This is a genomic window from Pseudomonas sp. LBUM920, assembly GCF_003852315.1.
In the GTDB taxonomy this organism is placed as follows: Bacteria; Pseudomonadota; Gammaproteobacteria; order Pseudomonadales; family Pseudomonadaceae; genus Aquipseudomonas.
In genome coordinates this window covers 3,483,884-3,509,120 of sequence record NZ_CP027762.1, presented here as the reverse complement: position 1 = coordinate 3,509,120, position 25,237 = coordinate 3,483,884, and the positions used below count along the sequence as shown (strand labels likewise).

The 25,237-nt window shown below is 62.3% G+C and carries 21 protein-coding genes; 1 reads left to right on the top strand and 20 read right to left on the bottom strand.

Annotated features, from left to right (window positions below):
- Window positions 1–85 precede the first annotated feature (85 nt).
- From C4J83_RS16350 to C4J83_RS16260, 19 genes are all read right to left on the bottom strand, one after another.
- Window positions 86–847, bottom strand: a complete 762-nt coding sequence (locus tag C4J83_RS16350; protein ID WP_106579058.1) for a PIG-L deacetylase family protein — start codon at window positions 845–847, stop codon at window positions 86–88.
- Window positions 848–1,025: 178 nt separating this feature from the next.
- Complete coding sequence (locus tag C4J83_RS16345) at window positions 1,026–1,685, bottom strand: glycosyltransferase family 2 protein (protein WP_124417620.1); 660 nt, start codon at window positions 1,683–1,685, stop codon at window positions 1,026–1,028.
- Entirely contained in the window at window positions 1,682–2,281 is a 600-nt protein-coding gene (locus tag C4J83_RS16340) for an SAM-dependent methyltransferase (protein WP_124417619.1), read from the bottom strand. Before C4J83_RS16340 ends, C4J83_RS16345 begins: the two co-directional genes overlap by 4 nt.
- Window positions 2,278–3,036: a PIG-L deacetylase family protein gene (locus tag C4J83_RS16335; protein WP_124417618.1), complete on the bottom strand. Its 759-nt coding sequence runs from the start codon at window positions 3,034–3,036 to the stop codon at window positions 2,278–2,280. The genes C4J83_RS16340 and C4J83_RS16335 overlap by 4 nt, the downstream gene beginning before the upstream one ends.
- Complete coding sequence (locus C4J83_RS16330) at window positions 3,033–4,031, bottom strand: acyl-CoA dehydrogenase family protein (protein ID WP_124417617.1); 999 nt, start codon at window positions 4,029–4,031, stop codon at window positions 3,033–3,035. Before C4J83_RS16330 ends, C4J83_RS16335 begins: the two co-directional genes overlap by 4 nt.
- A gap of 1 nt (window position 4,032) precedes the next feature.
- Window positions 4,033–6,189 carry a glycogen debranching protein GlgX gene (glgX, locus tag C4J83_RS16325; protein WP_124417616.1) on the bottom strand — a complete coding sequence of 719 codons (2,157 nt, stop codon included), beginning with the start codon at window positions 6,187–6,189 and terminating at the stop codon, window positions 4,033–4,035.
- 133 nt (window positions 6,190–6,322) lie between these two features.
- A complete protein-coding gene (locus C4J83_RS16320) occupies window positions 6,323–6,592 on the bottom strand; it encodes a DUF2934 domain-containing protein (protein ID WP_106579064.1) in 270 nt (89 codons plus the stop codon).
- 24 nt (window positions 6,593–6,616) lie between these two features.
- Complete coding sequence (locus C4J83_RS16315; RefSeq protein WP_124417615.1) at window positions 6,617–9,373, bottom strand: malto-oligosyltrehalose synthase; 2,757 nt, start codon at window positions 9,371–9,373, stop codon at window positions 6,617–6,619.
- Window positions 9,370–11,454 (bottom strand): 4-alpha-glucanotransferase, encoded by a 2,085-nt coding sequence (gene malQ, locus C4J83_RS16310; RefSeq protein WP_124417614.1) that lies wholly within the window; start codon window positions 11,452–11,454, stop codon window positions 9,370–9,372. The genes C4J83_RS16315 and malQ overlap by 4 nt, the downstream gene beginning before the upstream one ends.
- Complete coding sequence (treZ, locus tag C4J83_RS16305) at window positions 11,451–13,196, bottom strand: malto-oligosyltrehalose trehalohydrolase (protein ID WP_119740141.1); 1,746 nt, start codon at window positions 13,194–13,196, stop codon at window positions 11,451–11,453. Before treZ ends, malQ begins: the two co-directional genes overlap by 4 nt.
- Before the next feature lie 19 nt (window positions 13,197–13,215).
- Window positions 13,216–14,772 (bottom strand): glycogen synthase GlgA, encoded by a 1,557-nt coding sequence (gene glgA / locus C4J83_RS16300; protein WP_106579068.1) that lies wholly within the window; start codon window positions 14,770–14,772, stop codon window positions 13,216–13,218.
- A gap of 509 nt (window positions 14,773–15,281) precedes the next feature.
- Window positions 15,282–16,235, bottom strand: coding sequence for a D-2-hydroxyacid dehydrogenase family protein (locus C4J83_RS16295; RefSeq protein ID WP_124417613.1), 954 nt, complete (start codon window positions 16,233–16,235; stop codon window positions 15,282–15,284).
- A gap of 26 nt (window positions 16,236–16,261) precedes the next feature.
- Complete coding sequence (locus tag C4J83_RS16290) at window positions 16,262–17,275, bottom strand: alpha/beta fold hydrolase (RefSeq protein WP_124417612.1); 1,014 nt, start codon at window positions 17,273–17,275, stop codon at window positions 16,262–16,264.
- 102 nt (window positions 17,276–17,377) lie between these two features.
- On the bottom strand, window positions 17,378–18,391 hold the full coding sequence (locus tag C4J83_RS16285; protein ID WP_124417611.1) for an alpha/beta fold hydrolase: 1,014 nt from the start codon (window positions 18,389–18,391) through the stop codon (window positions 17,378–17,380).
- A gap of 215 nt (window positions 18,392–18,606) precedes the next feature.
- Window positions 18,607–19,047, bottom strand: a complete 441-nt coding sequence (locus C4J83_RS16280; RefSeq protein WP_119740150.1) for a YqaA family protein — start codon at window positions 19,045–19,047, stop codon at window positions 18,607–18,609.
- Window positions 19,048–19,050: 3 nt separating this feature from the next.
- A complete protein-coding gene (locus C4J83_RS16275; RefSeq protein ID WP_124417610.1) occupies window positions 19,051–19,497 on the bottom strand; it encodes a DUF411 domain-containing protein in 447 nt (148 codons plus the stop codon).
- Between the two features lie 111 nt (window positions 19,498–19,608).
- Window positions 19,609–20,067 (bottom strand): SRPBCC family protein, encoded by a 459-nt coding sequence (locus C4J83_RS16270; RefSeq protein WP_124417609.1) that lies wholly within the window; start codon window positions 20,065–20,067, stop codon window positions 19,609–19,611.
- A gap of 90 nt (window positions 20,068–20,157) precedes the next feature.
- Complete coding sequence (locus C4J83_RS16265) at window positions 20,158–22,149, bottom strand: methyl-accepting chemotaxis protein (protein WP_124417608.1); 1,992 nt, start codon at window positions 22,147–22,149, stop codon at window positions 20,158–20,160.
- Between the two features lie 145 nt (window positions 22,150–22,294).
- Entirely contained in the window at window positions 22,295–23,290 is a 996-nt protein-coding gene (locus C4J83_RS16260) for an aldo/keto reductase (RefSeq protein WP_124417607.1), read from the bottom strand.
- A gap of 119 nt (window positions 23,291–23,409) precedes the next feature.
- Between C4J83_RS16260 and C4J83_RS16255 the strand changes: the two genes are divergently transcribed.
- On the top strand, window positions 23,410–24,324 hold the full coding sequence (locus tag C4J83_RS16255) for a LysR family transcriptional regulator (protein WP_124417606.1): 915 nt from the start codon (window positions 23,410–23,412) through the stop codon (window positions 24,322–24,324).
- Here C4J83_RS16255 and C4J83_RS16250 read toward each other — a convergent pair.
- On the bottom strand, window positions 24,315–25,220 hold the full coding sequence (locus C4J83_RS16250) for an AraC family transcriptional regulator (protein WP_124417605.1): 906 nt from the start codon (window positions 25,218–25,220) through the stop codon (window positions 24,315–24,317). The genes C4J83_RS16255 and C4J83_RS16250 overlap by 10 nt on opposite strands.
- Window positions 25,221–25,237: the final 17 nt, after the last annotated feature.

Below are 25,237 nucleotides of genomic sequence, written 5' to 3'. Positions count from 1 at the left end.
TCGCGCATGTTTCAGGAACGGTCCCGGGTTAAACGCTGTGTATCGCCACGGCTGCTGTACACAGTGCGATACATAACCGCCTGCTCTACGTGAACACGATCTCATACGGCTCGCGCATGCGTTCGAGCAGTTCCTGGGCGAGCATCGGCGCGAGCCCGATGGCCGGGTCGCCGACCAATTGGCTGGCGTAGGCATGAGCGGCGTGCAGTTTGCGCGCGACGCTCCAGCTGTCCAGACGCACCTTATGCGCCCGTTGCCAAGGCATCATCGCCGCTTCACGCGCCGGACTGTGCCAGGCCCAGATGGGCAGTTCATAAAGCCGCGCGCCGATCAGGCTACAGGCCTTGGCGCTGGCACGGCCGACGGCGTCGTGGTCGTCATTGCCGTCGTTGCGCCACGTGGTGAACACCACGTCGCCCGGCTGCAGGTAACGCGCGATGAACTGGCTCATCGGCTGTTCACTGCTCGCCAGGGCGTCGTCACGAAATCCGCCGCGAATCCACTTCAAGCTGTGCAGCGGCATGCCCAACCTGCGCAGCGCCTCGGCGCTTTCCTGTGGGCGGATCACACTCAGGCGGCTCGCCGGCCATGCGTGAGACCCCGGATGGCTGGCGCTGCCATCGGTGATCGAGATCAGCAGCAGCGGGTGCTCCAGGGTACTGAGCAGTTGCAGCAGCCCTCCACACGCCAGCACTTCATCGCCAGGGTGCGGAGCAATCACCACCACGCGCGCACCAGGTGGCACCAGCGAAGAGGGAGGGATAGCGGGAATTTGCGCCAACTGTGGCGCGCTGTTCCAGATTTGCGCGGGGCCGCGGCGGCCCTCGCTTAAGGAGGCAGGCTTCATGGGTGTCACGTCCTTGTCGATTGATGCTGGGCCGTACCCCGTTGACGGGACGACGCTCTTTTTTTTCAGCGCAGACTCCGCTGCGGTGATGCGCGGCACTCCAACCCTGGAATACCGGCAAGGCGCTCTCAGCATAGTCAAGGATTCATGGCTTTTACATCGTGAAATGTTGATTTTTTCAGCTGGCCTGCATGAGGCTTTTCAAATAGTCACCAAAACCGCCTTCGGCGCGGCAGTCGAGCCGGCCACTGGTAATCACCTGTGGCCGGTGGCTCCACGCGATGGACGCGCCGCAACGCTCCAGATTGCGCACCAGTTGCACATCTTCATGGCAGGCCAGTGGCTCGAACCCGCCGGCTCGCACATAGGCGCCAGCACTCACGCCCAGATTGGCACCGTGTACATGCCGATGGCCGTCTCGGGCCTGGTAGGCCTGGGTGTAGCGAATTTGCGCCGCGGGGTCGAAGCCGTCACTCCAGCCGACCACGGTCACGGTGCCGCACACCGCGTCCACACCCAGCGCCAATTGCGCCACCAGCCAGTCAGGGGCGACGCGGCTGTCGGCGTCCGTGCACGAAATCCAGCGTGCACCTTGATTCAGCAAGTGCCGTGCACCCACACCGCGCACCTGCCCGACATTGCGCGCCTGCACGTGCAGGCTTTGCACCGCATAGGCCTGCACGATCGCCGCACTGCCGTCGTTGCAGCTGTCGAGCACGGTGAGAATCTGGACCTTTTCGCCGAGCAGCTCCGGATGGCGTGCGGCAATCAACGCAGACTTCAGGCATTCGCCCAGCAGCGCTTCTTCGTTATGCACCGGGATCAGAACGCCGATCATCGCAGCCCCTCGAGGGTTGCGACCGAGGTGCGGTCGCGGCTCCACAGGTCGAGCAGGAAATCACTTTCGTGATGCTGCACCACCGGCGGCATATTCAGCCTTTGCTGCAGCAGGGCATGCACTTGTTCAGCGGTCTGCGGGCACCCTTCAATGCGTGGGCGCCAGTGACAGGCCAGCAGTTGCCCGTCTTCGGTCAAGGCGCCAAGGGCGCAGTCAACCAGGCGGTGCAGATCATCGGCATCCAGGTAGTAGCACAGCTCGCTCAACACGATCAGTTCGAATGAACCTGTCGGCCACTGTTCCGGCAAACGGCTTTGCTGCACCTCGGCATGGGCAAACCCCCGCAGCCGGGTTTGCGCCAGCGCCACGGCGGCACTGGCCGTGTCACAACACACCAGGCGGTCACAGCGCGGCGCCAGTTCGGCGCTCAGCTCGCCGTTGGCGCAACCGGGTTCGAATATCGACGCATACCGCGGGCGGGTCAGCGCCGCCAGGGTCAGCGCGCGTTTGCGCTGCTCGTACCAGCGTTGGCGAAATGCCCAAGGGTCGTCATTGCCGGCGAACAGTTGGTCGAAATACGGCGTGGCCACGCTCATACAAACACCACTTCAAAAGGCTGCAGCAGGCGTTCCACCACATAAGGTGCGAGCACAGGCGGCAGGCCGATCTGCGGGTCGCCCTCCAACTGGCTGGCAAACGCGTGGATGGCATGACGCTTACGCGCCACTGTTTCGGGCGTTAGCAGGATTTTGCGCGCGCGGTCCCACGGCACTTGGCTGTCTTCCGGGGTTGCCCAGTGCCAGGTCCATACGGGCAATTCATACAGGGTCGCCCCAACCGCATGCGCGGCCTTTGCACTGGCGCGGCCGACAGCCTCATGGTCGCAGTGCCCATCTTCGCGCCACGTGGTGAACACCACGTCGGTGGGTTTGAGGTAGCGTTGAATGAACGCACTCAGCTGTTCTTCCTGCGCCGCCACCTGACTGTCGCTGAACCCTGCGCGCAGCCATTTGAGGCTGTGCAACGGCACACCCAGGCGGTGCAATGCCTGGGCTGATTCCTGCGGACGCACCACACTCAGGCGCTCCACCGGCCAGCGCTGGGAACCCGGATGGCTGGCGCTGCCATCGGTCACGGAAATCAGCTGAATCGGCCGGCCAATGGCCGCCAGGCCTTGCAGCAGGCCGCCGCAACCGAGCACTTCATCGTCCGGGTGCGGGGCAATGATGACTGCCCGATGCCCTTCGGGTACCAACTGTTCGACGCTGATGTGCGGCAGCTCGGCCATGTGCGACGAGGCTTGCCACTGATGCAGTGGCGTGCCCTGGCCTACGATCGGATTGGGTTTCATAACTGCCACCTCCCTGTGGGTTGCTCGGCCACCTGTTCGCCCAACGCCGCCAGGTCGCGCTCTGCATGGCTTTGGCGCACGTACACCGGCAGGTCCGCCATCAACTGGGCAAAGTGCGGGTCTTTGCAATAAGGCCCTGCACCTGCCGCACGGCCCACATGGTGGATGACCTGCTCGACAGTGTCTTCGATGCACGCCCGCACCTGCTGCGCTAACAGCCGCGCATCCGCGCGTGGAGCGCGGTCCACCTGTTCTGCACTGTCACGCAACACACAGGCCGCACTGTTGAGCACGCTGTCTACCGCGCCCAGGTGGGCGAGGGCATGGGGCTCGGGGCGCTTGCTGCACTGCTCGCGCAACACCTCGGCCAGGCGTTGCGCGCCGCCGTACCAGCAGGCGGCAATGCCAATCCCGCCTTGCCAGAAGCCAGGGCGGGACAGGTAATCTCCCGGCCCGCCGACGGCAATACCCTTGGCCCCGTCAAACACAATCTCGACGCTGCCAGTGGCGGCCATGCCCACGGCGTTCCAGCCTTCATTGGTGACCATAATGCCGGGCTGATCCATGTCCACGGCAACCAGTTGCTGACGGTTTTCGTCGTCCCAGGCGGTCAGCAAGCCATGACTGACCACCGCCGCCCCGGAACACCAGGCCTTGCGCCCATCGACGATCAACCGATGGCCATCACGGCGCACACGCACCTTGGCGGTCGGCGGTTCGGCGGCCCACATGCCCCACAAGCTGCCCAAGGGCGGCAGGGGGCTGTCGAGTTCAGCGATGATCGCCAACGCATCGGTGTGGCCTTCGAATAACTTGCACAGGCGCAAATCGTGGCCCGCCACCTGCGCCAGACGACTGAATCGCTCCAGCGTCTGGCCACTGCCGGGTAACGGCAGCTGGTCCAGGCCTTCTTCCTGAAGTGCCTTCAGGGCTTGGCCCAAAGCGTGCGTGTCCGCATAGCCCCGGTAGCTTTGAAGGAATCCATGCAACGCCATTTCACACCTCGTCGTGCTGCAGTTCAAACAGCAACAGCGAGCGGCCGGTGACTGCGTACTCGTGCTCGAAATCAAAGCGCTCCTGACCGCGCACCGCTGGCTCATTGGTGTCGAGCATGCAGGTCCAGAACTCGCCTTCCGGCACCGGTGGCAGGCGGAAATTGACCATGTCGTGGTGGGCGTTGACCACCAGCAGCAACGTCGCATCGCCACCCGGGCGGCGAATCCCGGTTTCCTGGGCGCGGCCATCCATCAGCATGCCCAGGCAGCGGCCATGGCTGTCTTCCCACTGTTCGGTGGTCATCTCGTTGCCATCCGGCGCCAGCCAGGTGACGTCCTTCACCCCGATGTCTTCGTTGTAGTCACCCACCAGGAAGCGTCCACGGCGCAGGATCGGATACGCCAGGCGCAGCTTGATCAGGCGTTTTACAAACTTGAGCAGCGCCTTGCCGTCGTCGTCCAGCTCCCAGTTGACCCAGCCGATCTCGCTGTCCTGGCAGTAGGCATTGTTGTTGCCGTGCTGGGTGCGAGCGAATTCGTCACCGGCCACCAGCATCGGTGTGCCTTGGGCCAAGAGCAGGGTGGCGAAAAAGTTGCGCATCTGGCGCAGGCGCAGCGCGTTGATTTCCGGGTCTTCGGTAGGCCCTTCGACGCCGTGGTTCCAGGACAGGTTGTTGTTGCTGCCATCCTGGTTGTTTTCGTCGTTGGCTTCGTTGTGCTTGTCGTTGTACGACACCAGGTCGTGCAAGGTGAAGCCGTCGTGCGCGGTGATGAAGTTCACCGAACTGTACGGGCGTCGACCACGCTGGTTGAACATCTCGCCGGACGCAGTCATGCGTGCAGCAAAGTCTGCCAACTGGCCGTCATCGCCTTTCCAGAAGGCGCGCACGGTGTCGCGGAAGCGGTCGTTCCATTCCACCCAGCCCGGTGGGAATTTGCCCACCTGGTAGCCACCGGGGCCGCAGTCCCACGGCTCGGCGATCATTTTCACCTGGCGCAGCACCGGGTCCTGGCGGCAGGCCACGAGGAAGCTGTGGCGTTCGTCGAAGCCATCGCGGTAACGGCCCAGAATGGTCGCCAGGTCAAAGCGGAAACCGTCCACGTGCATCTCGGTGGCCCAGTAACGCAAGGAGTCGGTGACCATTTGCAGCACGCACGGGTGGCTCAGGTCCAGGGTGTTGCCGGTGCCGGAATCGTTGATGTAGAAGCGCTTGTCGTCAGGCATCAGGCGATAGTAGGAGGCGTTGTCGATACCGCGCATGGACAGGGTCGGGCCGCGCTCGTTGCCTTCGGCGGTGTGGTTGTAGACCACGTCGAGGATCACTTCCAGCTTGGCTTCGTGCAGGTGCGCGACCATTTCCTTGAACTCGGCGATCTTGCCGCTGGCCAGGTAACGCGGGTCCGGGGCGAAAAAGGCGATGCTGTTATAGCCCCAATAGTTGGTCATGCCTTTTTGCAGCAGGTGCTGGTCGTTGACGAATGCGTGCACGGGCAGCAATTCCACCGACGACACACCCAGCTGGCGGATGTGCTTGAGCACGTCATCTTCCATCAGCCCGGCGCAGGTGCCGCGCACCGACTCGCCAACCGAAGGATGGCGCATGCTGATGCCGCGCAAGTGGGTTTCATAAATGATCGTACGGTCCCACGGCACCCGCACCGGCTGGTCGTTACCCCAGGTGTGCGCCGGGTCGATGACCTTGCACTTGGGCACGAAGGGCGCGCTGTCGCGTTCGTCGAAACTGAGGTCATCGTCGGGGTGGCCGATGGTGTAGCCGAACAACGCTTCGGACCATTTGAGTTCGCCCACCAGCTGTTTGGCATAGGGGTCGATCAGCAATTTGTTGTGGTTGAAGCGGTGACCATTGGCCGGGTCATATGCACCGTATACGCGGTAGCCGTAAGTCAGCCCAGGGTGGGCGTCGGGCAGGTAACCGTGGAAGGTTTCGTCGGTGTATTCAGGCAGTTCGATGCGTTCCAGCTCAACTTCGCCGGTGTCGTCAAACAGGCACAGTTCAACTTTGGTGGCGTTGGCCGAGAACAGCGCAAAGTTGACGCCCAGGCCGTCCCAGGTGGCGCCGAGGGGGAAGGGCAAACCTTCACGAATCCGCGACGGCTCGTTTTCCGGCGTCGGTTGGTTTTTATCTGGTTTGCTCATTGAGTTGCTCCTGCAAGGGTCTTTTTTCGGGCCGAGCGCGACCGTGCTGGCGATCGTTCAGCTGACGCAGTGGATATTCAAAAGGGAACCTCCTGCCGGCAACGCCGGGAGGAGGCCCGTAAGGTCGTGACGCTTAAGGCTTGGGTTTTTTCGGCGCTGCGGGCTTTTTCGCCGCAGGCGGCGCCGGTTTGCTCGCTGCCGGTGCCGGCGGCTTGGCTTTGGGCGCAGGTTTGGGCGCGGTTTTTGGCTTGGCAGCGGCCTTGGGCTTGCTTGGCGTCAGCGCTTCGGCTTCGGCCAGTTTGCGCGCCATCTCCCAGTGGCGAGTGTCCTCTCCGTGGGGCTTGCCCTCGGATTCCCAGATCTGATGCGCCAATTCGCGAATACGTTTGTCTTCAGTACTCATCACAATGCTCCTCACAGAAAAGTTTCAGCTTTCTTGATCATCAGGATTGATAAAGACATTGACCGGGAAATCCCCCAGGGCAGCGCTGATCAACAGCTCCTTGTTTGGTGTGACTGCGCCTGTATGAAAAAGTCCCTTCCAGTTTTGCGTTGTCGCGGCGAACGGTAATTTAACCCGCGTATCGCCCCAAACCTGCGCGTCGATGTGGGGCCGCTCACCGTTTTCCAGCAAGCGATGAGGCCAGCGCGGCACCACCACCAACAGGCGTTTGCCTTGATGTTCGCGACAGAATGCAACCACGTGTTCTGCGTGCGTGCCGGTGACCTCCAGCGGTGTGTAGTGGCCGCTGCGAAAGATCTCCGGGTCGGCCTTGCGCAACGCCAGCACCTGGGCAATCAGCGCCTGCTTGACGCGCCCGTCGCGCCAGTTGGATAACAGTTCAGGGATGTCCGGCGGTGTGTTCAGCGCGTGTTGCCGCGCGCTGAAGTCCACCGGACGACGGTTGTCCGGGTCCACCAGGCTGAAGTCCCAGAACTCATCGCCCTGGTACAAGTCCGGCACACCCGGCACCGTGATTCGAAGCAAGGATTGCGCCAGGCTGTTGACCGCACCGGCCGCGGCAATCGCGTGAGCGGCGTTGCCCAGGGCGGTGCGCAATGCGCTGCCCACATCGCTGAGCAACAGGCGCGACAGAAACGCCTCGACGCCTTGCTCATACGCCTCGTTCGGCGCGCTCCAACTGCTTTGCAACTTGGCTTCGCGCAGGGCCTTTTGCTGCCATTGCCAGAGGCGCTGCTGGTAATTCTCGACGTCCAGGTGCAGGTCCAGCGGCCAACTGCCCAGCAACACTTGATACAGGATCAGCTCATCACCGGCCGACGGGCTATTGGCATCCTCGCGCAAGGGGGCGGCGAGGGTGCGCCAGTGCTCAACCTGTTCGACATACCACGGCGCGCATTCACTTAATACCGCCAGGCGTGCGCGGGTATCTTCGCCGCGCTTGTGGTCGTGGGTGGCGGTGGCCAGCAGGTTGTCGGGAAAGGTCTGCAAGCGCTGTTGGTTGACGGTGTGAAACGCCGCCACAGGCGCACTGAACTGCTCGGTGCTGAAACCCACGTCATTGCGCGACAGCAGTACTGCCGAGCGATAGAACGCGGTGTCTTCCACGGCCTTGGCCGCGGCCGGAGAGGTCAGTTGCTGGAAGCGTACACAGGCATGTTTGAGTATCTTGCGCTCGCGCCCGATCGGGCGATGGCGCCACGGCTGGCCGCCCAGCCATTTTTCCAGGTGATCGAGCACCGGCCAGTCGCCTTCGCTCAACGTGCTGCGGGCACCGGCCAGGGCTTGCAGGAAAAACACGTCATCGTTTTCGCTGCGGCCACGGGCGCTGATGTAAGTGCGGTACACCGGGAAGTGCACGATCAGCTCCTGCAAGGCGCGGCGGATCGCGCCCAGGGTCAGGTCGCGGGTCATCACATCGTCACGGGCCACCTGCAGCAGGGCCTGGGCCACACTTTCGAAGTCACCGGCCAGCGAGCCATTCAGGATCTGCTGGCGTGCCAGCCAGGCTTCTTCGATAAAGGCCGCTGGCCGTCCGCTGTGGCGGGTCCACAACTCGGCAAGCGGCTCGAAGCCTTGAGGATCATGCTGCAGCAACGACAGCTGATTCATGAATTCGTAGCCGGTGGTGCCGTCTACTTTCCAATCTTCGCGCAGGGTTTCGCCTTCACCGAGGATTTTTTCCACGAAGATCGGCAAGTGCCGTTCGGGCGACAGTGAATCAACCCGACGCCGCAGCTTGCGGCAATAACCGCGTGGGTCGGCCAGGCCGTCGATGTGGTCGATGCGCAGGCCATCTATCAGGCCCTCGCTGATCAGCTCAAAGATCTTGCCGTGGGTGGCCTCGAATACCGCCTTGCGTTCAACGCGCAAGCCGCCCAATTCATTGACATCAAAGAAGCGCCGCCAGTTGATATCGTCCGCCGCCGTGCGCCAGCTGGCGAGCCGGTAGACTTGTTCTTCGAGCAATTGATGCAGGCGATTGAAACCCTCGGGCTGGCGTGCGTCGAACTCGCCCAGGCGTTGCTCGATGGCACGGCGCACGTCGCTTTCGGTCGCGCGTTCGGCCAGCGCCTGCTTGAGCCAGGCGGCTTCGTGGTAGGCATCATCCTGATAGGCCAGCGCGCTGAAACGCTCGGCCAACGGCCGGAGCAGCGCGTCGGCGCCGAGGATCAACGCGTAGTCGCGCGGGCAGATCGGGAAGCGGTGCTCGTAATGCTCGACGTAAAACGCCCCATGCTCGGCGTCAAAATGCAGCGTCAGCGCGCCGGTCTGCAAAGCCTCGCCATAGTCGCTGCCCAGAAACGGCATCAGCAGTTGGCCTTTGAGCAACGGGTCCGGCGAGTGCCACTGAATATCGAAGAACTCGCTGTAGGGGCTCAGGCGTCCCCATTCGAGCAGGTCCAGCCACCACGGATTGTCCGCGCCACCCACGGCCATATGGTTGGAGACGATATCGAGGATCAGCCCCATCTGGTGTTCGCGCAGTGCAGCAACCAGGCGCCGCAACGCGGGTTCGCCGCCCAGTTCGGGGTTGACGGTCGTCGGGTCGACCACGTCGTAGCCGTGCATGGAGCCGGCGCGGGCACTGAGTATCGGTGAGGCGTACACATGGCTGATGCCTAGCTGGGCGAAGTACGGCACCAGAGGCACCGCATCGTCCAGGGTAAAATCTTTATGGAATTGCAGGCGCTGGGTAGCGCGCAGGGGCAGTGCTTTCATCGGTCACGCTCATAGGCTTGGTTGCGCGCAACGGCCAGCAGTTCGAGGCGGCGGGCGGCGCCGGCGTTGTCGAGCAGGCTGGCGGCTTCGCCCGGCAGGCGACGGCGCCAATTGGGATGGGTGTCGGTGGTGCCGGGCAGGTTGGCTTGTTCTTCGATGCCCAGCGCGTCTTCCAAAGGCAGCAATACCAGCGGCGCACGGGTATGGCCGAGGTAGCGCACGCTGGCGTCGATCATGTGGTCGGTGTCGTTGCGGATTTCATCGACAAAGTTCTGCGGGTCCTGGCTCAAGGCCTGGCGCAGTGCCTGACGTTCGCGCAGGCGGTGTTCGCTCCATTGCTCCACCGTCGGTGCGTCGATCAGGCCGAGCTGGATATTCCACTCGATGTCGCGGCTGTGCCACCAGCCGTTGAGGGTCGGCAAGTCGTGGGTGCTGGTGGTCGCCAGGGCGTTGTCCGGCCAGTCAAGGATCGGCCTGAATTGGCCATCGTGACCTTGCTCGAATAGCAGCACGCGCATGCCCAGAATCGAACGCGCGCTGAGTTTTTCGCGCAGGCCATCGGGCACGGTGCCGAGGTCTTCACCCAGCACAATCGCCTTGTGACGCTGGGATTCCAGCGCCAGCAGTCGCAGCAGGTCGTCCACCGGGTAATACAGGTACGCACCCTCGCGCGGGGAGGCATCCATGGGGATCACCCACAGGCGTTGCAGGCCCATCACATGATCGATGCGCAGGCCACCGGCATGGGCGAAGTTGGCCCGCAGCATCTCGATGAAGGCGCGGAAGCCGTTGCGTTTGAGGCCTTCGGGGGAAAACGCAGAGATGCCCCAGCCTTGACCGGCGCGGTTGAGAATATCGGGCGGCGCACCCACGGTGAGGTTCGCCAGCAATTCATCCTGGCGGCTCCAGGCCTGGCTGCCGCCGCCGTCGGCGCCGACGGCCAGGTCGGCAATCAGGCCGACGCCCATGCCGCTGCCACGCGCGGCTTGTTGCGCACGCTCCAGGCAACGCGCGATCAGCCATTGGCTGAACGCGTAGAAGCCGATTTCGTCGCGGTGTTCAGCGGCGAACTTAACCAGTTCAGGGCTTTGCGGCGAGCGCCAGGCTTCAGGCCAGTGACGCCAGTCGAGGTCCTCTCCCGCGGCGGCGCGAACGGCCTGCACGGCTTCGAAACGGCAATGGTTCTCCAGGGCTTCACCGCCGTTCTGGCGAAAGCTCAGGAAATCGGCATGCTGCGGGTGTCCGCCGTGGCGGAAGTCTTCATACAGCGCGCGCAACAGGCGCTGCTTGGCCTTGGCGGCGGCGGGCCAGTCGATCAGGGTGTGCTGTTCCAGCGTGTGCAATTCTTCGGTCAAACCGCAGGCGTCGATGGCATTGCGCACTTCGCGCTCGCCCAGGATGCAGGCAGGCGAGGCGTACAGGCTGTTCAGAAACAGGCGGCTGGACGGCGAGTAGGGGCTATAGCGCTCGGTGTCGGCGCTGAACATCGCGTGCATCGGGCTGATCGCCAACGCATCGGCGCCGCGTTCGGCGGCGGCGCGAACCATGTGCTCCAACGCCTGCGTGTCGCCAAAGCCACCGTCGCCCAGACGACGCAGCGCGTACAGTTGGGCGCTCAAACCCCAGGCGCGCGCCGGTTGGGCGTCGACGGCTTCAGCCACGCTGTAGCAGTGAGCGGGCGCCACGGCCAGGGTGAAGGTCTGGTCGTCGATGTGCACCTGGTGATAGCCCAGCGCGATGACGCCTGGCAGCACGGCATCACCGTCGAGGCGCAGCTCCAGGGTTTCGCCGGTTTCCAGGCTGACCCGGCAGGGCGTGTCTGCGGCAAAGTAGCGTGCCAGGTCGAGGCCTTCGCCGCTGTCGACGGTCATCAAGGGCGGCAGATGTTTGTCTTGCTGCACCTGTTCGAGTTCGAGCAGGCTGGCGTTGATTTCGGCATCGGTATCGGCCGGGTGGCCCAGGCCTTTGAGAACGGCGCGCAAGGCGCCGGGTTTAACATGTTGCGGACGGCCGTTCGCGTCGATCCAATCGACGGCCAGGCCCGCTCGGCTGGCGAGTATTTCCAGGTTCGCTTCGCTCAAAGGTGCTCTCCAACAGGGGATAGGGCAACGCGTGCGCTGAAAGGCGCCAAGTGCGCCCCTTCACCGGCAGGCGTTTCAAATAGCAGGTGCGGCGGCGCAGGGTGATCCAGCGGTTCGGCGCCCAGGTTCAAGTCAATCTGCAACACACTACCGTTGCCCAGGCGCCAGCGCGCGCTGACGGCGCCTTGCCCCAGCACCTGCGCGCCCAAGGCCACGCTGCCGGGCAAGTGCGGCACGATCTGCTGGTGGCGCAGGCTCAACAGTTGGCGGTAGAACTGGGCGTGCTGGTTTTCGGTGAAGGCGGGTGCTGATTGTAAAAAGGTGGGCAGGGCATTCGGGTCGGGAATGTGTTCACGCCTTTGCGGGTCTTTGAATGCGGCAAAATCAGCAAACTCGTTGCGCCGGCCTTCGCGCACGGCTTCGGCCAGCTCGCCATGGTGATCGGTGAAAAACAGGAACGGTTCCTCGGCATTCACTTCATCGCCCATGAACAGCAACGGAATCATCGGCGACAGCAGCAATAACGTCGTGGCTGCCTTGAGCGCCTGCGGTGAGCACAGCTGATGCAGGCGTTCGCCCAGTGCGCGGTTGCCGATCTGGTCGTGGTTCTGCAAAAAGGCCACGAAGGCGCTGGGCGGCAAGTCCCCACTGGGTTCGCCGCGCTCATGGCCGTGGCGGGTGGTGTGGCCCTGATAGATAAAACCCTCACCCAGGCAGCGCGCGAGTTTTTCGGTAGGGTTTTCAGCGAAGTCGCTGTAATAGGCGTCGGTTTCGCCGGTAAGCAATACGTGCAGCACGTTGTGGAAGTCATCGTTCCACTGCGCGTCGAAATCGTTCTTCAGCAGGCTGGCCTGGTTCAGCTCGTTTTCCAGCACCAGCCAGACGTGCCGACCTGTGTCTACCTGTTGGCGAACACGGTGGGCCAGCTCCTTAAGAAAATCGGGATTGTCGATCGCGTGCACCGCATCCAGGCGCAGGCCATCAAAGCGGTATTCGAGCAACCACATCAAGGCATTGTCGAGGAAGAAGTCGCGCACCTCGCGACGATCAAAATCAATGCCTGCGCCCCAGGGCGTGTGCACGTCTTCTTGAAAGAAACCGTTGGCGTATTGGCCCAGGTAGTTGCCGTCCGGGCCGAAGTGGTTGTAAACCACGTCGAGCATCACCGCCAGGCCGTGTTCGTGGGCGCTGTCGATCAATTGCTTGAGCTGTTCCGGCGAGCCATAAGAGGAGTGGGGCGCATAGGGCAGAACCCCGTCGTAACCCCAATTGCGTTCGCCGGGAAATTGCGCCAACGGCATCAATTCAATCGCGGTGACGCCCAGTTCAGCCAGGCGTGGCAGCTGCTTTTGTACGGCGGCGTAGCCACCCAGCACACCCACGTGCAGCTCGTAGATCACCGCTTCGTGCCATGGGCGGCCTTGCCAATGGCTGTGTCGCCACTGATAGGCGAGTGGATCGACAACCACACTCCAACCATGAACATCCTCGGCTTGCGCTCTGGATGCCGGGTCGGGTACGTCGTTTTCGCCGTCGATGTTGTAGCGGTAGCGAGTGCCCGCCGGGCACTGTATCTCTACCTCAAACCAGCCATCTGCCTGGGGCAGCATGGCGATGGACTTGCCGTCTTCCAATTCAACGCTGACATAAAACGCGTCTGGCGCCCACAGGGCAAAACGCGTGTGTTGCGCGTCCAGCATGATTGCGCCGTGGGGCCAGGTTTCCAGAGTCCGTGACGGCATCTATGAAGCCCTCCCTTGATTATTTGTTCGATTTCCCCAGTGCTTTAACCACAAGCTGTTCGTACAGTTCGGCGTAGGGTTCCACCGCCTGGGACCAGTTGAACGGCTGCGTCATGGCGCGGCTGCGCATCGCATTGAGCAGGCCGGTATTGGCAAATACCCTGAAGGCGCGGCTCAACGCTTCCTTGTAGCTTTCAACCGTGGATTCGTTGAACAGAAACCCGGTAACGCCATTTTCAATGGTGTCGGCCAGGCCACCGGTATTGCGCGCCACCGGCAGCGAGCCGAAGCGCTGGGCGTACATCTGGCTCAAGCCGCAGGGCTCATAGCGCGATGGCATCAACAGGAAGTCACTGCCGGCGAACATGCGGCGGGCATCGGTTTCGTTGAAGCCGATGCGCACGCCCACCTGGCCTGGGAACCGCAGGGCCAGCTCACGCATGGCGTGTTCTTCTTCAGGTTCGCCTCGGCCGATGATGGCAATCTGGCCACCGTTCTCAACGATAAAGCTGCTGACCGCCTCGGTGAGGTCCAGGCCTTTTTGGTACACCAGGCGCGAAACCACCGCAAACAGCGGGCCGGTGGAGTCGTGCAGGCCGAACAACTCGCGCACATGGGCGGCGTTGATGGCTTTGCCTTCCCAGTCACCAATGTTGAAGTTGTGGGTCAGGTGCGTGTCAGTGGAGGTTTCCCAGCTTTCATCGATACCGTTGGGGATGCCACTGAGCAGGCCTTGTTGAGTCTTGCTCGCCAGGAAGCCGTCGAGTCCGCAACCGAATTCCGGCGTGGTGATTTCCTGGGCGTAAGTGGCGCTCACGGTGGTGATATGGCTGGAATACGCCATGCCGGCCTTGAGGAACGACATTTTGCCGTAGAACTCCATGCCTTCCTGTTGCAGGGCATGCGGCGGAATCCCCAGTTCAGGGGTGGAAGCCAGGCTGACCACGCCTTGGTAGGCGAGGTTATGAATGGTGAACAGCGTTGGCGTACGCGAACCACGCCAGTGCATGTACGCCGGTGCCAGGCCTGCTGGCCAGTCATGGGCATGCACCAGGTCCGGGCACCAGTGGATCTGTGCGAGGTTGGCGGCCATGTCGGCGGCGGCCAGGCCCAGGCGTGCGAAGCGAATATGGTTGTCCGGCCAGTCGCGCCCGTTGTTGGCGCCGTATGGCGTGCCTTCGCGCTCATACAGTTCGGGGCAGATCAGGACATAGATGACCAGACCATCCTTGAGATCCATGCGCCCGATCTTGCACGGCGGCAGCGCTGCATGGCCACCCAGTTCGCCGATGATATGGATCGGGTTGTCGCTTTCCATCACTTGCGGATAACCCGGAATCAACACGCGCACGTCGTGCAGGTGCGCCATGGCGCGGGGCAGGGCGGCGGACACGTCGCCCAGGCCGCCGGTTTTCACCAGGTCGGCGAATTCGGAGGTGACGAACAGGACTTTCTTTCGGTTCGGGTTCTGACTCACGATCGGCCGCACAGTGTTGGGCAGGTCGGCCAACGCAGTGGGCCCCCCTACCGGCTGACTAAAACGCTCTCCCTGAGTATCTACTGCAGCACTGATCATAATTCTCTCCGACATGTCTGGTTGGCTAATGGCCCGCTGCCATCGGCTCCGAAGACCGCATCCTGCGGCCAGGCGCACAAGCACTGTACAAACTGGCAAGGCGTATGCCAGTTGCACTCATTGCTAAAAAAGAGTGGATGGACGGGCATTTGGCGTGAACCGCGTGCACTCGCCTCCCTTAAAAACTGGACCTACGGCAGAGTTGGAAAGTTTCGATTTTTTGCGGGGTTTTTATTTTGGAACGGACCCATCGGTCATGAGTTTAGGCCAGATCCTAGAGCCTGTAGGGTTTATGCGGGAATTTTGTAGGACAAAAAGCTTTTAACCTTATGCAAGGTTGAATGCTTGCGCTGATCGTGAGGGCTGCCCAGCAAGGCCTGGCCCCGAAGTTTGTTCGCGCCGGGTTGCAACACTGCCCGATGTTCTGCGGTCGAGCCAGAGGCCGCTTCGCGCGCACCAGCGGGTGCACGCACCTCGCCACAGCAGTGCGTACGCCCTTGATTGGTGCGCTACCCGAGCACGCGAATGGGCATGCCGCCGGCCCAGGCCTGGATAGCCTCGATCATCTGCTGGTAGAACTGCCGGTAATTCTGCTCGCTCACGTAACCCACATGTGGCGTGGCCAATACATTGGGCAAGCGCCGAAACGGATGCTCCGCAGGCAGTGGCTCTTGGCTATACACGTCCAGCGCCGCCCCAGCCAGGCGTCCGGTGGACAAGGCCTGCACCAGTGCCTGTTCGTCCACGATCGGCCCGCGCGCCGTATTCACCAGCCGTGCGGTCGGCTTCATCCAGCCCAGCGCCTGGGCATCCACCAGGCCACGGCTGCGATCGCTGAGTACCAGATGCACAGTCAGGATGTCGGCCTGTTCAAACAGCTCACGCTTGCTGACCCAGGTCACTCCCGACTCGGCCGCACGTTCTGGCGTGAGGTTTTCACTCCAGGCAATCACGCGCATGCCGAACACCTGGGCAAATTGCGCGACCTTCTGGCCAATGCTGCCCAGGCCCAGGATTCCCAGGGTCTTGCCATACAGATCACCGCCCAGGCCAACCTGCCAGCCGCCGTCGCGCACCGCATTGGCCTCGACCAACAGGTTGCGGGTCGAGGCCATGATCAGTGCCCAGGTCAATTCCGGCGCCGCCTGCTTATAACTGTCGGTGCCGCACACCTGGATTCCCAAGGCCTTGGCCGCCGCAATGTCGATGGCGGCATTGCGCATGCCGCCGGTCACCAGCAATTTCAGCCGGGGCAGGCCCTCCAACAGAGCCCTGTCGAAGGTCGAGCGTTCGCGCATCACGCAAATCACTTCAAAGCCCTTCAAGCGCTCAATCATCCACGCAGTGTCCGCCGGGTAGTCGTGCAGGAAATGCACCTGGCCCACCGACTGCAGCACCGACCAATCCACCACGCCACTGGCTACATCCTGCCAATCATCAATGACTGCGATCTGTACCGACATTCACGAGTGCCTCGAAAAAGGTTGGATTAAAGGGCGTTCAACCCCTGCAACAGCGTCTGATTAAACTTAACTGGCTCTTCCATCTGCGGCGCGTGCCCAAGGCCCGGGAATTCCACCAGGGTTGCGCGGGGGATCAACTTGGCCACTTGCTTGCCGAGCACGTCGTAATGACCGAGCCTGGCCTTGACCGCCGGCGGCGCGATATCGCTGCCGATGGCGGTGGTATCGGACGTGCCGATCAGCAGCAGCGTGGGCATCTGCAAATCCTTGAACTCGTAGTACACCGGCTGGGTGAAGATCATGTCGTAAATCAACGCCGAGTTCCATGCCACCTGGGTGTGCCCCGGGCCTTTGTTCAAGCCGGCGAGCATGTCGACCCAACGGTCGTACTCTGGCTTCCAGCGCCCGACGTAGTAAGTGTTGAGTTCATACTGGCGAATGCCGTCGGCGCTCAGTTTCAGCTCGCGTTCATACCATTGGTCAACGCTGCGATAGGGCACGCCCAGCGCTTTCCAGTCTTCCAGGCCGATCGGGTTGACCAGCGCCAGCTGCTCGGTCTGCGCCGGGTACAGCAGCGCGTAGCGGGTGGCAAGCATGCCGCCGGTGGAGTGGCCGACGATGGTGGCCTTTTGAATGCCGAGTTTAGCCAGCAGTTGGTGGGTGTTGAGCGCCAGTTGCTGGAAACTGTATTGGTAGTGGTCGGGCTTGCTGGACGTGCAGAAGCCGATCTGGTCGGGCGCGATCACCCGGTAACCGGCGCCGCTCAAGGCTTTAATCGATTCATCCCAGGTGGCGCCGCAAAAATTCTTGCCATGCATCAGTACCACGGCGCGCCCGTTGGCCTTGCCTTGGGCGGGCACGTCCATATAACCCATCTGCAGGCTTTTGCCCTGGGACTCAAAGTTGAAATGCTCGACGGGATAGGGGTACTTGAAGCCTTGCAGCTCGGGGCCATAGGCGGGGCCCTCAGTGGCGGCGAAGGCGGGGACGGCAGTGCTCAGCAACAGGCTGGCTGCGCACAGTGAGCGGATCAACGTCATGGGTCAGGCTCCGAAAACAGTGTCTCGGATGCTGTGGCGAGGGGATTAAGCGAGGATTAACGGAGCGCCGCGTGATCAGCCAGCGCCCCTGCGATAATCGCTTCAGGGCGCGCTCAGGCCCTGCAGCAACGCCGCGTTGAACCGTTCAGGGTCTTCCACTTGCGGCGAGTGGCCCAGGCCGTCGAATTCCACCAGCGTGGCACGCGGTATCAACTGGGCGACCTGCTTGCCCAGCACCTTGTAGTTGCCGATTTTCGCCTGCACTTGCGGCGACGCCAGGTCACTGTTGAGGGCCGTGGTGTCCTCGGTGCCGATCAGCAGCAGCGTCGGCACCTGCAGGTTTTTGAACTCGTAGTACACCGGCTGGGTGAAGAGCATGTCGTACAGCGCGGCGGAATTGCGCACCACCTCCGTGTGGCCGGAGCCATTGGTCAGCCCTACCAGCATGTCCACCCAACGGTCGAAGGCCGGTTCCCAGCGCCCCGCGTAATAATGGCGCTGTTGATAGGCGCGCACGCTTTGGTAGGTCAGCCGGCTCTCTGACTGAGCCCACTGGTCGACGGTACGGTATGGCACACCGAGGGCTTTCCAGTCCTCCAGGCCGATGGGGTTGACCATCACCAGTTGCTCGGTTTGCTGTGGGTAGAGCAAGGCGTAGCGGGTGGCAAGCATGCCGCCGGCGGAATGGCCCAGGACCGTGGCCTTTTGAATGCCAAGCTTTTGCAGCAATTGATGGGTGTTGATCGCCAGCTGCTGGAAGCTGTATTGGTAGTGATCAGGCTTGCTGGAGGTACAAAAGCCGATCTGGTCCGGCACTACCACCCGATAACCGGCATCGCTGAGCGGTTTGATCGAGCCTTCCCAGGTGGCGGCGCAGAAGTTCTTGCCGTGCATCAGCACAATGCTGCGGCCATTGGGCGTGCCTTTGGGCGCAACGTCCATGTACCCCATTTGCACGGTTTGGCCTTGAGACACGAATTTGAACCGTTCCACCGGGTAGGGGTATTTGAACCCCTGCAGCTCGGGACCGTAGGTGTCGTGTTTGCCGGTGGCGCATCCGGTAAGGGTGGCGGCGAGTAACAGGCCGCTGAGATAGAACATACGCTTGGCTTGCATGGTGGGCTCCGCAGTGAAAATCGGATGCTGTCGGCAAGCGATTAATCGAGGATTAACCCCTTGGAACTGCCGATAGGCACAGCTCAACCGCGCGGATAAACAGAAGATTCCTACGGGGAATGCCCGCATAACCGTGCGTATGCATAGGAAATTAAGGGCCCGACCGGGCTCGCGTCTAGCTGTCAGATTTGACAGTGTCGACCAGTGGTCCCGCGCTACCGGTGCGTGAGCTGGCTCAGCGTCACGAGCGCCAGCACCGCGTATCGCGCGCCCTTGGCCACGCTGACCAGCAGCAGGAAGCGCCAGAACGGCTCACGCATGACGCCGGCCACCAGGGTCAGCGGGTCGCCGATAATCGGCAGCCAACTGAGCAACAACGACCAATGCCCCCAGCGCTGGTAGTGCGCGCGGGCCTTTTCCAGGTGCCGCGGGCTGACCGGAAACCAGCGCCGTCCCTTGAAACGCTCGACCGAGCGCCCCAGCCACCAATTCACCACCGAGCCCAATACGTTGCCAACGGTGGCAAGCGCGAGCAGCCACCACAGGCTGTAATGGCCGCTGATCAACAGGCCCACCAGCACTGCTTCCGATTGCAACGGCAACAGCGTGGCGGCCCCGAAGGCGGCGAAGAAAAGGCCCAGGTAACCGGTGAGCACGACTCAATGGGCCGGGTAGTCGGCCACCACCACGTCTTTGCCTTCACGGGTCAGGCCGATGACCTGATAGCCGTCGCTTTTGCCGCCCATCTCCATGCCCGGTGACCCCATGGGCATGCCCGGCGCCGCGATGCCGAGCAAGTCGTCGCGCTTGCGCAACGCCAGCACCTGTTCGGCGGGCACATGGCCTTCGACGAATTTGCCGTCGATCACGGCGGTGTGGCACGAGCCCAGGCGCGGTGCCACGCCCAGGCGCAGCTTGACGGCACTCATGTCGGCTTCGACATGGTCGTTGACCTTGAACCCGTTGCTTTGCAGGTGACTGATCCACTTTTTGCAGCAGCCGCAGTTGGCGTCGCGGTGTACGTCGATAGGGATCAGCTCGGCAGCCTGGGCCAGGCTGGAGGTGAGCAGGGCTGAAAGCAGGGCCAGTCGCAGTGGGTTTTTCATGCGGGTCTCGTGAGCAAGGGGACGTCGTCGGAATGGGGGGCGATCATGACGACGTCATCGCAGGCAAGCCAGCGTCTACAGGTCGAAGAAGGTGCCAGTAATGTTTCCAAATTATACGAAGGGCGCGTTTTCCAGCCGATGCTTGAGCTGGTCCAGGGCAATGTCGGACAGCTCGACCATGCGCTCATGCAAGGTAGCCAGTTGCAGCTCGGTTTCGTAGGTCAATACGCGCTTGAACAGCGTGCCACCGCGATGGGGCTGCAAGAAATAGTGAATGGCGCCGTCCACGGCCAGGGAAGTGAACACAGTCTTGAATTCAGTTGGATGGCGGGCGATTTGCACGCGATAACTCATGGGCACACGCACACCCAGCAGGTCGATGACTTCGGTAAAGCGGGTGCCGGCCGGGAGTGAGCCGGTGGTGCCGGTGTCGGCACTGAGGGAAGTGGGGTGCCACTCGTGCCAGCGGTCAGGCTGGGTCACGTAGTCGTAAACGACATCAATGGGGGATTCGATAAACCGTTCCTGAATGATCCGCTCCAAGCGGCTCGAATGCTCGACAGCGTGCATGACACACCTCCTGTGTGGCGAGACTTTGCACTAGGAGCTGTCAGAATAGTCGCACTCCCGTGTTTTGCACGGGAGTGTTTCATGCATTTATCAGCGCACCTTGAAGCGACTCATCAACGCAATCACTCGGCCATTGGCGTCCAGCAGGCTTTGTGTATTGGTTTCAGTGGCGTGGCCACTTTCCACCAGTTCTTCGACCATATGTCGGATCTGCACCATGCTGCGGTTGATCTCCTCGGTCACCGCGCTTTGCTGCTCGGCGGCAGTGGCGATTTGAGTGCTGAGGTTGTTGATATGGCTGACCGAGCCGGCCATCTCGTCCAGGCCCGTGTTGACTCGCGCGGTTGCATCCGCGGCCGACTGGCAACTGGCCTGGGTGTTTTCCATGGCGGTCACCGACGAACTGACCCCGGTGGTCAGGCGTGCGAGCATTTCGTTGATCTGCGAGGTGCTGGCCTGGGTGCGTGCCGCCAGCGCCCGGACTTCGTCGGCCACCACCGCAAAACCACGGCCTTGCTCACCGGCCCGCGCCGCTTCAATCGCAGCGTTCAACGCCAGAAGGTTGGTCTGGCCGGCAATTGCGCCGATCACGCCAAGGGTTTCGGTGATGCGAGCAGCGTCCTGGCGCATGTTTTCCACGGTGTGGGTGGCGCTGGCCACTTCGCCGATCAACGCGCTGACGCTGGTGGACGCTTCTCCGACCACCACCCGTGAGCGGTCCGCGTGTTCGTTGGCGCGCTGGGTGAAGGAGGCGGTTTCAGCGGCGTTCTGCGCCACGGTGTCGGCAGTGGAGCTCATTTCGGTGATGGCCGTGACCGTTTGATCGGTCTCCGAGGCATGCCGCACCAGAATCCGGTTGGTGTGCGCCGAGGTCTGCTGCAATTGTTCAAGCCCCGTCGACATGGCGCCCGTGGCCAGGGTCACTTCACCGATCATGTTTTGCAGATAGATGATGAAGCGGTTGACCGAATGGCCGATAGCACCCATTTCATCTTCGGCACGGATGGTGATGCGGCGTGTCAGGTCGGCATCGCCGGCAGACAGCGCGTCGATATTGATGCTCAGCGACTTCATGCGCTGCACCAGTTGGCGGATGGCATAGAACGCCAGCAGCACCAGCAGCAACACCATGGGAATTTGCAACAGGGCCAGGCTGCCGAGCACATCATCACGCTGAGCGGTGATCAGCGAGGTCGGCAGGGCGGTAGCCAGGAACCACGGCGTGCCCTCGATCGGGCGCATGTAAAAGGTGCTGGCCACGCCCTGGTTGTCGAATTCGGCGCGCTGGGCCTGGTCGCGGTGGGCGAGGGCCTTGCTGACCTGAGCGGCAAACGCCGAGGTGCCAGCCAATTCGCTGATGTTTTTCAACACCACCGGGCCGCTGATGCGCGTGCTGTTGCTGATGATCTTGCCGTCGCCCTCGACGATCAGCATCTGCCCGCCGATGTCTTTCTCTTTGCTGGCCACCAGGTCATTGAAGAAACCCAGGGTCACGTCAATGGTGGCAACGCCGTAGGCGGCACCGTCGCGCTGGATGGCCATGGCGCAGTTGGTGCGCGGCTCCTGGCTGGCGTCGTCTTTGTAAGCCGCCGCCCAGGCGCACTGGCCACGCGGTGAGGCGAGACCGCCTTTGTACCAGCTCTGGTCGTAGTAATTGGGCGCCGCGTCGCTGTTCCAGAAGGTATTGACTGCCAGCTTGCCCGACGCATCGCGGTGCCAGAACGTGCTGTGCTTGTTGCGCCCCGGCGTGCGCTGATTCGGCAATGGCCAGATGCCGCCGCCGAAGACTTTCAGCTCGCCGTACTGGTCCACCAGGCCGGGCAGGACTTTGTCGATGGCATCGCTGTCGAGCAGGGGGATGGTCTGGGTGATGCTGCGTTGCTGGGCCTGAACCTTGTTCAGTTCGCCCTGAATCTGTTCGGCTACTTCCGCGATGCGGTTGAGCACCACCTGTTCTTCAGTGTGCCGCAGCTTGGGCGCGACCAACTGGCCGATCCCCACCACCGTCAACACAAATAACACCAGGACGAACAGCACCAGAAACAGGGTGTAGCGAGTTTGGATGGAGCGCAGTGGGGGCATGAGGTCGTCCTTACGAAGCGTTTATTATCGACGCGGCTGTGTTAGAGCTTCATCGGGCTATCGGCTTGGCAAGGAGGAGCTTGAGGTACCATCGTGCAAGAAAAGTCAGCGCGCACCGTCAGTGGGTACGCCCTGACCACACAGGCTATTTATTCACCAGGCCCATTGACGCTTCGGTGTAGCGCAAACCCGCGGTAGCGCCCGCCGGAAAGATCGACGTCAGCGCCGCCAATTCGGCAGGGCTCAAGCTGATGTCCAGGGCCGCCACGTTTTCTTCCAGGTATTTGCGCTGCTTGGTGCCCGGAATCGGGATCAGGTAATCACCCTGCGCCAGCACCCAGGCCAGCGCCAATTGCCCGGCTGTCACGCCTTTTTGCGCAGCCAGCGCTTTCACTTGCTCCACCAGCAGCAGGTTTTTGGCAAAGTTCTCACCTTGAAAGCGCGGGCTGGAGCGGCGGTAGTCGTCGGCGGCGAAATCCTCCGGACTTTTCAGCGCGCCGGTGAGAAACCCGCGCCCCAGCGGGCTGTAAGGCACAAAGGCGATGCCCAGGCGCTGGCAGGCGGCCAGGCAACCGTTGTCTTCCTGGTCGCGGCTCCACAGCGAATATTCACTTTGCAGGGCGCTGATCGGGTGCACCTTGTGCGCGCGCTCCAGGCTGGCCGCGGAGGCTTCACTCAGGCCCAGGTAACGCACCTTGCCTTGCTTGACCAGCTCGGCCATCGCGCCGACGCTTTCTTCGATTGCCACGTCGGGATCAACGCGGTGCTGGTAATACAGGTCCAGCGTTTCGATGCCCAGACGTTTCAAAGTGCCGTCAATGGCCTCGCGAATGTACTCGGGGCGGCCATTCACACCGCGTGCCGACGGGTTGGCCGGGTCACGCACAAAGCCGAATTTGCTCGCCAGAAACACTTGGTCGCGTTTGCCGGCGATGGCTTTGCCGATCAGTGCCTCATTGGTGTGCGGGCCATACATGTCGGCGGTGTCGAGCAACGTGACGCCCAACTCCAGGGCGCGGTGCAAGGTTGCAATCGCTTCCTGGGTATCGGTGCCGGTGGTGTAGAAATCAGTCATGCCCATGCAGCCCAGGCCGATGGCGCAGACGTGAGGGCCGTTTTTGCCGAGTTGGCGAGTATGCATCGGGAGAACTCCTTGGAAGGGAAAGGCCCCATTGTTCTCCTCGACAACTGAGGGATAAAGCGGCTAAAACCGCTATCACTATTAGGATTTTCTAAACAATGCCACGGGAGAGCCTGGCTTTGGACCGATTTAACGCCATGCGGGTGTTTACCCGAATCGTCGAACTGGGTGGCTTTGCCAAGGCCGCCGACAGCCTGGAACTGCCACGCGCCTCGGTCACTATCCTGATCAAGCAACTGGAAGCGCACCTGGGCGTGCAGTTGCTGCAGCGCACCACCCGGCAAGTCAGCCCGACGCTGGATGGCGCCGCGTACTACCAGCGCTGCGTCAGCTTGCTGGCAGACCTTGAAGAGACCGAAGCGGTGTTCGCTACCCGAGGCAGCCCGCGTGGCACATTACGCGTCGATATGCCCTCGGGCATCGGCCGATTTCTGGTCATACCCGCGCTGCCGGAATTTTCCGCTCGCTACCCGAACATCGACCTGGAAATCGGCCTCAACGACCGCCCGGTCGACCTGATTCGCGAGGGTGTGGACTGCGTGCTGCGCGGTGGCCTGGCGCTGGACGACTCGCTGGTGGCGCGTCCGCTGGCAATGATGGATCAGGTGACCTGTGCCAGCCCCGCGTACCTGCAGCGTTTCGGCGTGCCCGCCAACCTTGAAGCGCTGGCCGGCCACCAGGTCGTGGAATACTTCTCCAGCAGCAGTGGCAAGCGCTATGGCCTGGAGTTTCAAGTAGGGCAGGCGCTGCGCCTGGTGGACCTGCCCAAGCAGGTTGCCGTCAACAGTGCCGATGGTTACCTCGCCGCCTGCGAAGCGGGCTATGGCCTGGTGCAAACGCCTTATTACCACGTCATGCAGCAACTGCAGGCCGGCAGCCTGGTGGAGGTGCTGGGGGCGATCAAGCCGCCGCGATTAGCGCTGACGGCGCTGTACCCGCCGCACCGCCAGCTGTCACCCCGGGTGCGGGTATTGGTCGATTGGCTGGTGGAGCTGTGCGCGCGGCCGGGCAATGGGTTGCAACGTCAGGCTTGAGCCTTGCGATAGGCGCCGGGTTGCTGCCCGGTGACCTTGTAAAACGCTCGGGTAAACGCCGCCACCGATTGATAACCCACGGCCAGCGCCACATCCGCCACGGTCTGGTCTTGCTTGAACAGTTGGCAAGCGTGGCGCATGCGCATCATCAACAGCACTTGCCCCGGCGACTGCCCGCACAACTCGTTGAAGCGCTTGAAAAACGCCGAACGCGATAGCCCGGTGCAGGCGGCCATGCTTTCCAGCGTCCAGGCATCAGCGGGGTGCGCGATCAACTGTTCCAGCAGGTTGGCGAACGCCGGTTGCCGGCCCAGTGCGGCAAGGCCGCCCAATTCGGGGTTATCGATGACCTGTTGACGCAGCACGTACAGAAACAGCAGGTGGCAAAGACGTTCCAGCAAGGCCGAAGAGGGCGCCGGTGTGCGCTCGCATTCTTGCAGGATCAGTTCGAACAGGTTGCGTGCGGCGATTAGGGACGGGTCGCCGGCACGCAGGATGATCCAGGCGGGCAGGGTGTCGACGATCATGGCCGACAAGCCCGAATGAAAGTGAAAGAACCCGCAGACCAGGCCCACGCCATCGCTGGCCAGGCTGTCCAGCGGCAGCATTGGCCGGCGCGGGCACTCCTGCGCGCCGGCGGCCGTGGCCTCGCCGGACAGGCGATAGGCCAAATCGCGCAACAGAAACACCGCGTCGCCATTGTTCAGCTGCAGAGGGGTGGATTCGCCGTCGATATGCAGCCAGCATTGGCCCTGAACGATCAGGTGAAAGCTCGCCCTTGCCAGCCCTTGCGTGCTCGCATGCCAGTCACCGCAATAGCGGCCGACATGGAACAGACTGGTGTTGAGTTCGAGGCTGTTTAATAACCAATCGACAAGTGCACTGGACGAATTCATCTAACGGAAAGACTCAA

Excerpts from the sequence above, each read along its gene's own strand:
- C4J83_RS16320 (WP_106579064.1), bottom strand. The coding sequence starts at position 6,592 with ATGAGTACTGAAGACAAACGTATTCGCGAATTGGCGCATCAGATCTGG.
- C4J83_RS16350 (WP_106579058.1), bottom strand. The coding sequence starts at position 847 with ATGAAGCCTGCCTCCTTAAGCGAGGGCCGCCGCGGCCCCGCGCAAATC.
- C4J83_RS16250 (WP_124417605.1), bottom strand. The coding sequence starts at position 25,220 with ATGAATTCGTCCAGTGCACTTGTCGATTGGTTATTAAACAGCCTCGAA.
- glgX (WP_124417616.1), bottom strand. The coding sequence starts at position 6,189 with ATGAGCAAACCAGATAAAAACCAACCGACGCCGGAAAACGAGCCGTCG.
- treZ (WP_119740141.1), bottom strand. The coding sequence starts at position 13,196 with ATGCCGTCACGGACTCTGGAAACCTGGCCCCACGGCGCAATCATGCTG.
- C4J83_RS16315 (WP_124417615.1), bottom strand. The coding sequence starts at position 9,373 with ATGAAAGCACTGCCCCTGCGCGCTACCCAGCGCCTGCAATTCCATAAA.
- C4J83_RS16345 (WP_124417620.1), bottom strand. The coding sequence starts at position 1,685 with ATGATCGGCGTTCTGATCCCGGTGCATAACGAAGAAGCGCTGCTGGGC.
- C4J83_RS16330 (WP_124417617.1), bottom strand. The coding sequence starts at position 4,031 with ATGGCGTTGCATGGATTCCTTCAAAGCTACCGGGGCTATGCGGACACG.
- C4J83_RS16265 (WP_124417608.1), bottom strand. The coding sequence starts at position 22,149 with ATGCCCCCACTGCGCTCCATCCAAACTCGCTACACCCTGTTTCTGGTG.
- glgA (WP_106579068.1), bottom strand. The coding sequence starts at position 14,772 with ATGATCAGTGCTGCAGTAGATACTCAGGGAGAGCGTTTTAGTCAGCCG.
- C4J83_RS16285 (WP_124417611.1), bottom strand. The coding sequence starts at position 18,391 with ATGCAAGCCAAGCGTATGTTCTATCTCAGCGGCCTGTTACTCGCCGCC.
- C4J83_RS16295 (WP_124417613.1), bottom strand. The coding sequence starts at position 16,235 with ATGTCGGTACAGATCGCAGTCATTGATGATTGGCAGGATGTAGCCAGT.
- C4J83_RS16270 (WP_124417609.1), bottom strand. The coding sequence starts at position 20,067 with ATGCACGCTGTCGAGCATTCGAGCCGCTTGGAGCGGATCATTCAGGAA.
- C4J83_RS16290 (WP_124417612.1), bottom strand. The coding sequence starts at position 17,275 with ATGACGTTGATCCGCTCACTGTGCGCAGCCAGCCTGTTGCTGAGCACT.
- C4J83_RS16335 (WP_124417618.1), bottom strand. The coding sequence starts at position 3,036 with ATGAAACCCAATCCGATCGTAGGCCAGGGCACGCCACTGCATCAGTGG.
- C4J83_RS16260 (WP_124417607.1), bottom strand. The coding sequence starts at position 23,290 with ATGCATACTCGCCAACTCGGCAAAAACGGCCCTCACGTCTGCGCCATC.
- C4J83_RS16340 (WP_124417619.1), bottom strand. The coding sequence starts at position 2,281 with ATGAGCGTGGCCACGCCGTATTTCGACCAACTGTTCGCCGGCAATGAC.
- C4J83_RS16275 (WP_124417610.1), bottom strand. The coding sequence starts at position 19,497 with ATGAAAAACCCACTGCGACTGGCCCTGCTTTCAGCCCTGCTCACCTCC.